Origin of the sequence: Pararhodobacter sp. CCB-MM2, assembly GCF_001691415.1 — a bacterium.
GTDB lineage: Bacteria > Pseudomonadota > Alphaproteobacteria > Rhodobacterales > Rhodobacteraceae > Pararhodobacter.
Genome location: NZ_LRRR01000006.1, coordinates 51499 through 64383 on the forward strand (window position 1 = coordinate 51499; position 12885 = coordinate 64383).

13 protein-coding genes are annotated in these 12885 nt (G+C 66.0%); 10 read left to right on the top strand and 3 right to left on the bottom strand.

All coding sequences use genetic code 11. The annotated features are described in order from the left end of the window. Nucleotides 1-9 precede the first annotated feature (9 nt). Together BCY78_RS08720 and BCY78_RS08725 are read right to left on the bottom strand one after the other, a co-directional pair. Nucleotides 10-333 carry a 2Fe-2S iron-sulfur cluster-binding protein gene (locus tag BCY78_RS08720; protein WP_068300427.1) on the bottom strand — a complete coding sequence of 108 codons (324 nt, stop codon included), beginning with the start codon at nt 331-333 and terminating at the stop codon, nt 10-12. 93 nt (nt 334-426) lie between these two features. Then, complete coding sequence (locus BCY78_RS08725) at nt 427-846, bottom strand: Fur family transcriptional regulator (protein ID WP_068300429.1); 420 nt, start codon at nt 844-846, stop codon at nt 427-429. Between the two features lie 165 nt (nt 847-1011). Between BCY78_RS08725 and BCY78_RS08730 the strand changes: the two genes are divergently transcribed. The 6 genes from BCY78_RS08730 to BCY78_RS08755 all read left to right on the top strand — a co-directional run bounded on the left by BCY78_RS08730 (nt 1012) and on the right by BCY78_RS08755 (nt 6043). Then, complete coding sequence (locus BCY78_RS08730) at nt 1012-1905, top strand: metal ABC transporter substrate-binding protein (protein WP_068300431.1); 894 nt, start codon at nt 1012-1014, stop codon at nt 1903-1905. Continuing rightward, on the top strand, nt 1905-2765 hold the full coding sequence (locus tag BCY78_RS08735) for a manganese/iron ABC transporter ATP-binding protein (protein WP_068300434.1): 861 nt from the start codon (nt 1905-1907) through the stop codon (nt 2763-2765). Before BCY78_RS08730 ends, BCY78_RS08735 begins: the two co-directional genes overlap by 1 nt. After that, nucleotides 2765-3616, top strand: coding sequence for a metal ABC transporter permease (locus tag BCY78_RS08740; protein ID WP_068300710.1), 852 nt, complete (start codon nt 2765-2767; stop codon nt 3614-3616). Before BCY78_RS08735 ends, BCY78_RS08740 begins: the two co-directional genes overlap by 1 nt. Further along, nucleotides 3613-4449, top strand: a complete 837-nt coding sequence (locus tag BCY78_RS08745) for a metal ABC transporter permease (RefSeq protein ID WP_068300435.1) — start codon at nt 3613-3615, stop codon at nt 4447-4449. The genes BCY78_RS08740 and BCY78_RS08745 overlap by 4 nt, the downstream gene beginning before the upstream one ends. An 87-nt stretch (nt 4450-4536) precedes the next feature. Then, on the top strand, nt 4537-5553 hold the full coding sequence (locus BCY78_RS08750) for an AraC family transcriptional regulator (protein WP_068300438.1): 1017 nt from the start codon (nt 4537-4539) through the stop codon (nt 5551-5553). 109 nt (nt 5554-5662) lie between these two features. Continuing rightward, on the top strand, nt 5663-6043 hold the full coding sequence (locus BCY78_RS08755) for a hypothetical protein (RefSeq protein ID WP_068300440.1): 381 nt from the start codon (nt 5663-5665) through the stop codon (nt 6041-6043). 189 nt (nt 6044-6232) lie between these two features. On the opposite strand, the gene BCY78_RS08760 is transcribed toward BCY78_RS08755, so the two are convergent. Continuing rightward, on the bottom strand, nt 6233-7804 hold the full coding sequence (locus BCY78_RS08760) for an alpha/beta hydrolase fold domain-containing protein (protein ID WP_233499373.1): 1572 nt from the start codon (nt 7802-7804) through the stop codon (nt 6233-6235). Between the two features lie 52 nt (nt 7805-7856). On the opposite strand from BCY78_RS08760, the gene BCY78_RS25545 reads away from it, so the two are divergent. The 4 genes from BCY78_RS25545 to BCY78_RS08775 all read left to right on the top strand — a co-directional run bounded on the left by BCY78_RS25545 (nt 7857) and on the right by BCY78_RS08775 (nt 12869). Beyond that, on the top strand, nt 7857-8072 hold the full coding sequence (locus tag BCY78_RS25545) for a hypothetical protein (protein ID WP_158515911.1): 216 nt from the start codon (nt 7857-7859) through the stop codon (nt 8070-8072). 24 nt (nt 8073-8096) lie between these two features. Then, nucleotides 8097-8633 (top strand): PAS domain-containing protein, encoded by a 537-nt coding sequence (locus tag BCY78_RS08765; RefSeq protein ID WP_068300443.1) that lies wholly within the window; start codon nt 8097-8099, stop codon nt 8631-8633. Next, nucleotides 8630-9370: a Crp/Fnr family transcriptional regulator gene (locus BCY78_RS08770; protein ID WP_068300445.1), complete on the top strand. Its 741-nt coding sequence runs from the start codon at nt 8630-8632 to the stop codon at nt 9368-9370. Before BCY78_RS08765 ends, BCY78_RS08770 begins: the two co-directional genes overlap by 4 nt. A gap of 85 nt (nt 9371-9455) precedes the next feature. Continuing rightward, a complete protein-coding gene (locus BCY78_RS08775) occupies nt 9456-12869 on the top strand; it encodes a CheR family methyltransferase (protein ID WP_068300446.1) in 3414 nt (1137 codons plus the stop codon). Nucleotides 12870-12885: the final 16 nt, after the last annotated feature.

The following is a 12885-nucleotide window of genomic DNA, read 5'->3' on the forward strand; positions in this document are numbered from 1 at the left end:
GCTGGCGGATCACACCTGTGCCTCAGGCAGATGCAGGATCAGGCCGTCCATGCCTTCGGTCAGCAGGATCTGACAGCCCAGCCGGCTGCGCTCGTCCGTCGGGGCCGCGGCGCAATCGAGCATCGCTTCCTCGATCTCCTGCTGCGGCGGCATCTGATCGGCGAAGGCCGGGTCGACATGCACATGGCAGGTCGCGCACATGGCCGAGCCGCCACATTCCCCGATGATCCCGACAACGCCGTTCTGCACGGCGGCTTCCATGACGCTGATGCCGGCGCGCACGTCCAGCGTGCGCCGGTCGCCCGCGGCGCTGACGAATGTAACCTGAACCAAGGCAAGGTCCTCCCTTTCCTTAGTTTATGCAGCAACTAGTTTATATTGCAACCCGCTATTTTCTGCGCGGCACCGACGGGTGAGAGGGCGCGCTCAGCGGCGGGGACGGACGAAGATATCCAACCGGTGCGAGACGATCTCGAACCCATGTGCACGGGCAATATCCTGTTGAATCCGCTCGATTTCATCGGAACGGAACTCAACGACCTCGCCGGTTTCGAGGTTGATGAAATGGTCGTGGTGCTCGGCCGGCTGGGCCTCGTAGCGGGCGCGACCGGCGGCGAAGCTGTGGCGCTCGATCAGCCCGTGTTCGGCCAATGTGTTCATCGTGCGATAGACCGTGGCGATGGAGATCCCCGGCTCCAGCGCCTGCGCGCGGCGGTGCAGTTCCTCGACATCCGGGTGATCGTCGGCGGCATCGAGAACCCTCAGGATCACCTTGCGCGGTGCCGTCAGGCGCAATCCGGCCTGCTTCAGTCGCTGGGTCAGGGACAGGCTGTCAGGTTGCGGCATCGGCAGCACTTTCGATTACGGGATAGCCTCGTAGCATGCAGGATAGGTCAGGTCACGCCGATTACCACCAATTGCGACAGATTCGCAGTTGAAACCCGCAAGAAGGCTGCTAGCTTACCTCGTGACACAGCAGTTTTTGCGAATGGATCGCAAGTAGGAGCCAAGATGTCGACGACTCGCCTGCCCCTTGCCGCCCTGGCGCTGGCCTTTCTGCCCGGCATGGCACAGGCCGACGGTCTGAAAGTGGTGACCACCTTCACCGTGCTGGCCGATATGGCACAGCATGTCGCGGGGGATGCCGCCGAGGTCGTCTCGATCACCGTTCCCGGCGCCGAGATCCACAATTTCCAGCCCACCCCGCGCGATCTGGTCCGGGCGATGGATGCCGATCTGATCCTGTGGAACGGGCTGAACCTCGAGGCCTGGTTCGCGCAATTCCTCGACAATCTCGGCGATGTGCCCTCGGTCACCGTGTCCGAGGGGATCGACCCCATCGCGATTTCCGGCGGGGAATACGACGGGCGGCCCAATCCTCATGCCTGGATGGGGCTGGAGAATGCGCTGATCTATGTCGCCAATATCGAGGCCGCGCTCTCCGCCGCCGATCCCGACAATGCCGCGACCTATGCCGCCAATGCCGAGGCCTATGCCGCCGAGCTGCGCGCCACTCTGGAGCCCCTGCGCGACCGTCTGGCCGAGGTGCCCGAGGCGCAGCGTTGGCTGGTGACCTGCGAGGGGGCCTTCTCGTATCTGGCGCGGGACATGGGGCTGCATGAGCTGTTCCTCTGGCCGATCAACGCCGACCAGATGGGCACGCCGCAGCAGGTCCGGCAGGTGATCGACGGCGTGCGCGAACATCAGATCCCGGTCGTCTTCTGCGAGAGCACGGTCAACACCGCCCCCGCCGAGCAGGTCGCCCGCGAGACCGGCGCGCGCTATGGCGGGGTGCTCTATGTCGACAGCCTCTCGACCGCGGACGGCCCGGTGCCGACCTATCTGGACCTTCTGCGCGTCACCGCGACGACGGTGGTGGACGGACTGACCGGAGCGAGTGAGTGATGGACGGCAGCCAGATGGACGGGATCGAGGCCAAGGGCGTCACCGTCACCTATCGCAACGGCATGACTGCACTGCGCGACGCCAGCTTCGCCATCCCGCGCGGGACCGTCACCGCTTTGGTCGGCGTGAACGGCGCCGGGAAATCCACGCTTTTCAAGGCGATCATGGGCTTCGTGCCTGCTGCCAAGGGCGAGATCCGGCTTCTGGGCCTCACCGTGCGCGAGGCGCTGAAGCAGAACCTCGTCGCCTATGTCCCGCAGTCCGAGGAGGTCGATTGGTCCTTCCCGGTGCTGGTCGAGGATGTGGTGATGATGGGGCGCTACGGCCATATGGGCTTCCTGCGTCGCCCCGCGAAGACGGATCACGACGCGGTCGAAGCGGCGCTGAAACGCGTCAACATGCTGGAGTATCGCCACCGGCAGATCGGTGAGCTGTCCGGCGGGCAGAAGAAGCGCGTCTTCCTCGCCCGTGCCTTGGCGCAGGACGGGCAGGTCATCCTGCTCGACGAGCCCTTCACCGGCGTCGATGTGAAGACTGAGGCGCAGATCGTCGCCTTGTTGCAAGAGCTGCGGGCCGAGGGGCGAGTGATGCTCGTCTCGACGCATAACCTCGGCTCCGTGCCGGAATTCTGCGACCGGGTGGTGCTGGTCAAGGGCACGGTGCTGGCCCACGGCCCGACCGAGACGACCTTCACGCGCGACAATCTGGAGCAGGCCTTCGGCGGCGTGCTGCGGCATTTCACCCTCGGCGGGGCCGCGCTGCATGACGATGACGACGCGCGCCATGTCACCATTTACACCGATGACGAGCGCCCGCTGGTGCATTACGGCGACGCGGTGCAAAGGCGGGATCCGTCGTGATCGAGATCCTGCTGGAACCCTTCACCTATCACTACATGACCAACGCCATGTGGGTCTCGGCGCTGGTCGGCGGGGTCTGCGCGTTCCTGTCGGCCTATCTGATGCTCAAGGGCTGGTCGCTGATCGGTGACGCGCTCTCGCATTCCGTGGTGCCGGGGGTCGCGGGGGCCTATCTGCTGGGCCTGCCCTTCGCGCTGGGGGCCTTCCTGTCGGGGGGCCTCGCGGCACTGTCGATGCTGTTCCTCTCGGATCGCTCTGGGTTGAAGGTGGATGTAGTGATCGGCCTCATCTTCACCGGCTTCTTCGGGCTGGGGCTGTTCATGGTCTCGCTGAACCCGATGGCCGTCTCGGTGCAGACGATCACCATGGGCAACATCCTCGCCATCACGCCCGAGGACACGCTGCAACTGGCGATCATCGGTTTCGTGTCGCTGGCGGTGTTGCTGGCAAAGTGGAAGGACCTGATGGTCGTCTTTTTCGACGAAAGCCACGCCCGCACCATCGGCCTGCGCCCCGACCTGCTGAAAGGCGTGTTCTTCGCGCTGCTGTCGGCCAGCGTCGTCGCGGCAATGCAGACGGTCGGTGCCTTCCTCGTGGTCGCCATGGTCGTGACACCCGGCGCGACGGCCTATCTGCTCTGTGACCGCTTCCCGAGGCTCATCGTCACCTCGGTCCTGATCGGCACGCTCACCAGCTTCATCGGTGCCTATGTCAGCTATTTCCTCGATGGCGCGACGGGGGGCGTGATCGTCTGCCTGCAAACGCTGATCTTCCTTGTGGCCTTCGTCTGGGCCCCGAAACACGGGCTGCTGGCGGCGAAAGCAAGGGCGCGCGAGGCGCTGGAATCATGATGGAAACCCTGCTCCTCCCCTTCCGGTTCGGCTTCATGCAGGAGGCCTTCCTCATCGCCGCGATGATCGCCGTGCCGACCGCCTTGCTGTCCTGCTTTCTGGTCCTCAAGGGCTGGGCGCTGATGGGCGATGCCGTCAGCCATGCGATCCTGCCGGGCGTGGTGCTGGCCTATATCCTCGGCTGGCCGCTGCTGATCGGTGCCTTCGCAGCGGGGATGCTGACCACGCTGGCGACGGGCTATCTGGCGCAGAACAGCCGGGTGAAGCAGGACACGGTGATGGGTGTCGTGTTCTCGGGCATGTTCGGGCTGGGGATCGTGCTCTACACCTCGATCAGCTCGGACCTGCATCTCGACCATATCCTGTTCGGCAATATCCTCGGTATCGACGCGGCGGATCTGTGGACCACGGGGCTGATCGCGGGCGGTGTCTCGTTGGTGCTGGTCGCGCGCTGGAAGGATCTGATGCTGCACGCCTTCGACCCGGCGCAGGCGCGGACCTCGGGCCTGCCGGTGGGGCTGCTGCATTACGGGCTGCTGACTGTGCTGTCGCTGACCATCGTCGCGACGATGAGCGCGGCCGGACTGATCCTTGCCGTGGGCCTGCTGATCGCGCCCGGCGCGATCGCCTTCCTGCTGTCGCGCCGCTTCGGGCGGATGATGGCGCTGGCCGTGGGGGTGAACCTGCTGGGGCTTCTGGGTGGGGTCTATGCCAGCTTCTTCTGGGGCAGCGACCCGGCGGCGACGGTGATCGTGCTGCTGACGGCGATGTTCCTTGCGGCCTTCCTCTGGCGGCGCTGGCGGATTGCCCGGATGACCGCGCAGGCGGCGTAAATCCGGCGGCTCGGCGCCTTCGGGCTTCCCCCGAGGCCCCGGCTTTGGCTAAATGCCCGCATTGCTTGATTGATTTGTACGGCCCCGATGTCCCAGCCCAGTATGGCCGCCGGCTTTGCCGCTTCGTTTCTCGACTTCGCCTGTGCGCGCGGGGTGTCGCGTGATGCGCTGCTGGGCGCGTCAGGCCTCACCGAGAGCGACCTTGCCGATCAAGACAACCGCATCCCGGTCGCGGCCTACCAAACCCTCATCGACGCGGCGATGCAGCTGTCCGGCGACACGGCGCTGCTGCTGCGGCACACGATGGAAACCCGGCTGGAGACGATGTCGATCGTCGGCCAGATCGTCCATGCCTCCTCGTCTTTGGCGCATAGCTTCGAGCAGCTGAACCGCTATGTCCGGCTGATGGTCGATACCGGCCGGGCCGAGGGCGACCGGTTCGAGCTGCACCCGGACGGCACGGATCTGTGGATCATCGACCATCTGCCGGTGCCGGATCGCGATTACCTCGTGGTGGAATCCGGTTTCGCCCGGCTGATCAGCGAATTCACCCGCGGCTTTCCCACGAAGCCCTTCGCGCGGGAATTGCAGGTCACCTATCCCGCCCCGCCCCATGCCGAGGCCTATCCCGAGATCCTCGGCGTACCCACGCGCTTCTCGGCCGCTCGCAATGCGCTGCGGGTGGATCGCGACTGGCTGGACGTGCCCTTCGACGCGCCCAACACCTATGTCTTCGGCCTGTTCACCCGCCATGCCGATGCGCTGATGGAGAGCCTGAAGGCCACGGACACCATCCGCGCGCGGGTCGAGACGCAGATCCTGCCCGAGCTGCATGAGGGCAACCTGTCGATGGACCGCGTGGCCAGGCAATTGGGGATGAGCCGCCAGACCCTTTATCGCCGCCTGAAGGACGAGGGCGTGACCTTCGCCGAGTTGCATGACGAACTGCGCCAGAAGATGGCACGGGACTATCTGTCGACGCGCCGGGTTTCGGTCAACGAGGCGGCCTATCTGCTGGGCTTCTCAGAGGCCTCGTCCTTCGTGCGGGCTTTTCGGCGCTGGACCGGGATGAACCCGTCGTCCTTTCGGGACCGGGCTGCGTAAACCGCCGCGTGTTACCGGCGGTCAATCCTTTGAAACCTCCGGTCATGGGGGGAATCGCGGCACGGGCGTAGATCGCGGGGCATCAAGACATCCCGCGAAAGGACCTCCCATGACCGCGACCCGTTTCCCCACCCGCTTCGTCTTCGCCACCGCAACCCTGAGCCTGATGGCCGCCTGCGCGAATAGCGGGGCGAAATACACCCCGATCCTCGACGGACCGACCACGCCCGCCTATCAACGCGACCTTGCCGAATGCCAGTCGCTCGCCGCCAACCAGCGTCAGTTCGACCGCGAGACTTGGGGCGCCGTCGCCCTCGGGGCCGGTGCCGGCGCCCTGCTGGGCGAGGCCGATGACGGCGGCGATGCTCTGGGCGGTGCGATTGCCGGGGCGCTGGCCGGCGGCGCGGGCGGCACGGTCAACGCGAATGAGCGGCGCGAGGGCATCGTCGTCGAGTGTCTGCGCGGTCGCGGCCACCGCGTCGTCGGCTGAGGGGGCTGAGTATGCCGGTCCATCACCGCTTTCACCGCCTGCACGCGTTGCTCACGGGGGACGCCGACCTGCGTCCCGCGCCAACCCGGCGCCGCTGGTGGTACCGCCGATGAACGCGGCGCTTTTCCTCCTGCTGACGGGCCTGCCGGTGGTGGCCCCTCGGCCACCGCAAAAGCCCGCATCGTCAGGCTACAGCGCGGCCAGCCAATCGCCCATCCGGGACAGCTGATCCCGGCACAGGGCCGAGAAGGGCAGCGCATGCAGGTAGCCGTGCACCAAAGTGACGCCGGGGTCGTAGTTGACCGCCACCCCGGCCTTGCGCAGGGCCTCGGCATAGGCGGTGCCGGCGTCGCGCAACGGATCGAACTGGGCGATCGCGACATAGGCGGGCGGCAAGTCGGCATGGCTGTCCGCCAAGAGCGGCGCCAGCAGCGGGCGCAGCTGCGGATCGGCCAGCGCCGCCTCGGCCTCTGGCGCATAGAGCGCGTTCAACGGGGCAAGGTCGCGGGCTTCCAGAACCGGTCCCTCGGCATTCTCCAGATAGCTGGGGCGGGACAGGTCGAAATCGCAGCCCGGATAGATCAGCAACTGGCCGCGCAACTGTACCGGCCCGCCGCGCAATGCCAGCGCCAGACCCGCGGCAAGGTTGCCCCCCGCGCTGTCTCCCGCCACCGCGAAACGCGCCGGATCGAGGCCGAGCGCCCCGGCCTGCGCGTGCAGCCAATGCGCCACCGCCTGCACCTGCCGGGCCGCCGCCGGGAAGGGTGCCTCGGGCGCGAGGGCGTAATCGACGCTCACCACGACATGACCACTGCGGGCCGCCAAATGTGCGGTGACATCGGCATGGGTCTCGGGCGAGCCCATCATGAAGGCGCCGCCATGCAGGTAGATCAGGCAGGGCTGCGCCCCCTCCCCCGCCGGCCGGTACAGGCGGACGCGGACCGGACCGGCCTCGGTCTCGACCCAATGCTCCTCGGTATCCGTGACGCCCTCGGGCAAGGGCATGCGGATCTCACGCGCGATGGCCTCGAACCGCTTGCGACGATCGGCCGGGCGGGCGCCGTCCGGCAGACTGTTCCACCGCTCGTTCCACAGGGCAAGGAAGGGCTCCAGCCCCGGATCGCGCAGTACCTTGGCCGCACTGAGGATCGCGTCGCTCTCGGTGGGATCGACCAGAACCAGACTGAGGATGCTGCGCAGCGCCTGCTCGCGCAGCTCGGCCTGCCCGGTATCGGTAAACAGGCTGTCGCCGAAGGCCGTGGAGAAGCTGGGCCGGTTCGAGACGTTGAAAAACGCCAGCGCAGAGATCTGCCAATGCAGGGCCAGAGGCGTCACATCCGCGCGGAACACGCCGTCCGCGCGCCCGCGCTCTAGGATCCGCTCCAGCTTGGCGATGGCACCGGCGTTGACCTTGTTGATCACGCCCGTGGCGCGCAGGTTCTCGGCCCGGTGCACGTTCTCGATCATCACGAGGCGAATGACCTCAGGATGCTTGCGATGATGGTCGAAGGTGAAGCCAGCCACTGCCACCAGCGCCTGCGCCGGTGGCAGATGGTCAAGCTGCAATGCCGCCTCACGCTCTCGAACAGAGGCGTAGGCGTGGTGAAGGACCTCGCGATAGAGGCCCTCCTTGTCGGTGAAGTAGTAGTACACCATCCGTTTCGAGGTCGCGGTCTTCGCCACGATGTCCTCGATGCGGGTCAACGCATAGCCATTCTGTGCAAATTCGGCCGTGGCAGCCTCCAGCAGGGCGCGGCGCACACCCTCCGGATCTTGCTTCCATCTTTGCCGACCTGCGCCTGCGCTTGTGACCATGCGTATCGCCCTGTCGTCCTTTCCCGGCATTGTTCCTACCAGAACATTTTCAAAAAAACAATTAACTCCTGCGCACATTACGCGCAACTGCCGTCACGTCAGGAAATTCACCGCCGGCAGGGAACGATGCACGGCCAGCCCGGTTTATTCCTTGATTTCCCAAATTTTTAGCGCGCCCCGGGATGGCGCTTTAACATTTGTTAGTGCAGTCTGAGCGCGCGGAGCCCAGAACAGATCCATGACCCATCCAATCCCTGACGCGCTGCGCGATTTCCTGCAGCAAAGTGGTGTGCCCCTCACTCTGGCCGACGCCACGGTCGAGGATTGTCCGCTGGTCTACTGTAACGAGGCCTTCACCCGGCTGACCGGCTTTGGCCCGGACAAGGTGCTGGGCCGCAACTGCCGTTTCCTGCAGCCGCCCGAGGGCGCGGGCCCGGTCCGCGACAGGATCCGGGCCTTTCTGGCCACCGACACCGACAACACGGAACGCTTTCTTCTGCCCAATCGGCGCAAGGACGGCTCGCCTTTTGTCAATGTGCTCTACATGACCAAGATCTACCGCGACGGGCGCTGCGTCTTCGTGCTGGGTTCACAATTCGACGCGGCCCGCATCGATGGCCGCCGGGAGACGCTGTATGACGACGCGCTGCGCGAGGACGTGACGCAGATCGCCATCATCGCAGGCGACACCGGCTATCTGATGTTCGGCTCGGTCGAGACTCTGGCCACCAGCACCGCCCTGATCGCGAAAAGCCGGGGAGAGAACGCGCCATGAGCGTATCGGCCTATCCACTGTCGCATCGGTTCCTGCTGGGCCGCGCGCGGCACCGCCTGTCCGAACACGAACGCGGCGTGGTCGAGGGCCTGATCACCGATGTCGAGCGGTTCACCTCGGCCCATGTGGTGCTGGAGCGCGGCGATGTCGTCAGCCGCTCCACCCTGCTGATCGAGGGCTTCGTCGCGCGTGTCATCAACGAGGGCGGGCGCCGTCACATCGTCGCCCTGCATGTCCCCGGCGATTTCGTCGACCTGCATGCCTTCGCGCTGAAGCGGCTGGACCATTCGATCGTCTCGATCGGGCCGGTGATGGTCGGCTATACCACGCACAAGAAGCTCGAAGGCCTGATGCAGACCGAACCGCATCTATCGCGGATGCTGTGGTTCTCGACCCTGCTCGATGCGGCGATGCACCGTGAGTGGATCATGAAGCTGGAGCACCTCAGCGCCGATGGTCGCCTGGCCCATCTCATCGCCGAGATCTGGCAGCGGCTCGATTTCGTCGGGCTGGCCGATCCGGGCGGCTTCCCCTTCCCGCTGACGCAGCAGGAGCTGGCGGATTCCTGCGGCACCACGGCCATCCACATGAACCGCGTGGTCCGCAAACTGCGCGAGAACGGCATCGCCGAGATCTCACGCGGGCGGGTGACGGTGCTGGACAAGGACGCGCTGATCGAGGCGGGCGGCTTCGATCCCTCGTATCTCTACGGCAAGGGCGACCTGATGCTCGACTAAGGGGCGAGACCATTCGACTTGACGGCCGGATAAGAAACCTGCTCTGGTGTTAACTTCTCCTTCCGGCTGTGCGATATCCCGCTTCATGACCGAGACCTCCTCCACCAAACCCGATTTCCCCATTATCGGCATCGGCGCCTCGGCAGGCGGTCTTGAGGCCCTGCGCGAGATGTTGGAGGGATTCCGCGGCGATCTGCCCATGGCGTTGGTGGTCATCCAGCATCTCGATCCGAACCACGAATCGATGATGGCGCAGCTGATCGACCGCTACACCAGCATGCCCGTGACGCAGATCACCGGCGGCGAGGCGGTCGAACCCGGACACGTCTACGTGATCCCGCCCGGCCACGGTCTGGGCATCAAGAACGGCCAACTGGACCTGCGCGACTTCGAGGCCCCGCGCGGGATGCGCCGGCCGATCGACGATTTCTTCGAGATCCTCGGGGCCGAAATGGGCCGCCTCTCGGCCGGGATCGTCCTGTCGGGCACCGGTGCCGATGGCAGCCGCGGCATCCGCGCGATCAAGGAGCACGGCGGGCTGGCCATCGCGCAAGAGCCCTCGGATGCCCGCTATGACGGCATGCCTTTGGCGGCCGAGGGGACGGGGCTGGTCGATTTCATCCGCCCGGCCCGCGATATCCTGCCGGTGCTGTCCGACTATTTCGCCCGCCAGTCGCTGCCCGATACCGACGACGCGGCCCCGGCCATGGGCGATCATATCGACGAGCTGTGCACAATCCTCGCCCAGAGCACCGGCCACGATTTCACCGGCTACAAGCGGCGCACGCTGGGACGGCGCATCCACCGCCGCATGCAGGTGCTGGGGATTGCCGAGGCAACGGATTACGTCACCCGTGTGCGCGACGACGCCGTCGAGGCTCGGGCGCTGTTCCGCGACCTGCTGATCAACGTCACCCGCTTTTTCCGCGACACCGAGGCCTTCCAGACCCTGCGCGAGAAATGCATCGACCCGCTGGTGCGTGACGCCACCGATTCCGACGAGATTCGGGTCTGGGTCGCCGGCTGCTCCAGCGGCGAGGAAGCCTATTCCATCGCCATGCTGTTTCGCGACGCGATGTCCCGGCTGGACCGGCATCCGGTCGTGTCGATCTTCGCCAGCGACATCGACGAGCAGATGCTGGAGATCGCGCGCGAGGGCCTGTACCCGCTGGCCGCGATGGCCGACATCCCCGAGCCGTTCCGCACCCGCTATACCAATGCCACGGGCGACCATTTCACGGTCGTGCCGCAGATCCGCGACATGGTCCGGTTCAGCCCGCACAGCCTGATCAAGGATCCGCCTTTCTCGCGCATCGACCTTGTGTCGTGCCGCAACCTGTTGATCTACCTCGATGACCGGCTGCAGCGCGCGGTGCTGCCGCTGTTCCACTACGCCCTGCGGCCGGAAGGCACGCTGTTCCTCGGCTCGTCCGAGACGATCGGGCGGTTCGACGACCTGTTCGACGATCTCAGCCACCGCCACCGGCTGTTCCGCCGCCGCTCGGTGCGGATGAGTTACCCGCTGGAGCTGCCGGCTGCCACGACGCGCCGCAAGACACCCTCGGCCGCGCGCCGGCCGCGTGAAATGGCTGCCACCGACTGGCTGGAATCCGAGGCGCTGGCCCATCTGACGCAGCGCCATGTCCCGGCCTCGGTGCTGATCGATTCGTCGGGGGCGATCACCGCCAGCTGGGGTCCGGTCGGCCGCTATTTCGACTTCCCGACCGAGCGCGAACGCCGCCATCACGCACCGGCGCTGGCCAAGCCCGGCCTGCGTGACGTGCTGGGTCCGCTGATGCGCCAGACGGCCAGCGACAACCGCCCCCATGTGGCGCGCGAGGTCACCGTGCAGGCCGATTTCGGCGCACAGGACGTGCGCGTGACCTGCGAGCCGATGCGCGACGGCGCGATGCTGCTGGTCATCAAGGAGATGGGCCATTTCCGCGCCGCCGGCGACGATGATCTGGTCGAGCTGCATCAAGGCGACGGCCAGATGCAGCTGATGGAGGGCGAGCTGCGCGCGATGCGGCACCGCCTTCGCTCGACCGTCGAGGAACTGGAGACGGCGAACGAAGAGCTGAAAAGCTCGAACGAAGAAATGATGTCGATGAACGAGGAGCTTCAGTCGACAAACGAGGAGCTGACCACCGTCAACGACGAGCTGAAAACCAAGGTCGATCAGCTGACGGTGGCCAATGCCGACCTGAAGAACTTCTTCGATTCCACGCAATTGGCGGTGATCGTCGTGGACCGCCACATGGTCATCCGCTCGTTCACCGATGCCGCGGCGCTGCTGTTCCCGTTCCAGCCGACGGACCGTGGCAGGGCGCTGAGCGACGTCTCCTCGCCGCTGCATGATTCCCGTTACCTCGATTTCGCGCGCCGCGTGGCCGAGAACGGCGAGGTCATCGAAGACCGCATGACCGACGAAAAGCGCGGGCGCGAATACGCCGTGCGCATCATGCCCTACCGGCGGTTGGACGGCTCGCAGGACGGGGCGACGCTGATCTTCACCGACATCACCGAGAGCCTGTCGATGGAGCGCGATCTGGCCGACGAGCGCGCGCGCCTGCGGCTCGCCATCGAGGTCGCCGGGATCGGCATTTGGGAATACAACCCGGCCACCGGCGCGACCGATCTGGACCGCACCGAGCGCGCCTTTTTCGAAGTCGACGAGGTCGAGGCGCGGGATATCGAGCCGATCCTCAACCGCGTGCTGGCCGAGGATCGCCCCCGGGTCGAGAAATCGCTGCGCGCCGTCTCGGCCAACCTGCAGGATTTCGACGAAAGCTTCCGTGTCACCAATGCCGATGGCCGCACGCGCTGGCTGCGGGGCCTCGGCCGGTTCACCCGCCGCGACGGCGATCCCCGGATCATGGGCGTGACCTTCGACATCAGCGCCGAGCGCAAGCTGCTGGAAGAGCGCGAGCTGCACCTCGCCGAGATGAACCACCGCATCAAGAACCTCTTTGCGGTGGTCTCGGCCATGATCTCGTCGGTCGAGCGGGAATCGAGCGATGCCGCCGATTTCAGCCGCAACTTGCGTGGCCGGATCTCGGCGCTGGATCGGGCCCATGCGCTGATGCTGCGCGACGACATGCGCGCGCCGATCCCGCTGCGCCAATTGGTGGAACGGGTGCTGGAGCCGACGCGCGGCGGGCAGGACATCGTGATCGAGGGCCCCGATACGCTGGTCCCGGTACGCGAGCTGACGCCGCTGGTGCTGATCCTGCACGAATGGACCACGAATTCCGCCAAATACGGCGCGCTGTCGCGGCGCGATGGCACGCTGGCGATCCGCTGGCAGCTGACGGAGCAGTCGTTCCGGCTGGACTGGCAAGAGAGCGTCGAGAATTTCGTGGACACCGGCAGCTCTGGCGGATTCGGCTCGCGGCTGGTCCGGGCCTCGATCATGCAATTGCAGGCCGAGGCGGATCGCGAGGTCGCCAATGGCACCCTGCGCCATACGCTGACCATGCCGCCGTTCCGCACCAGCTGAGCAAGACCAACACCAA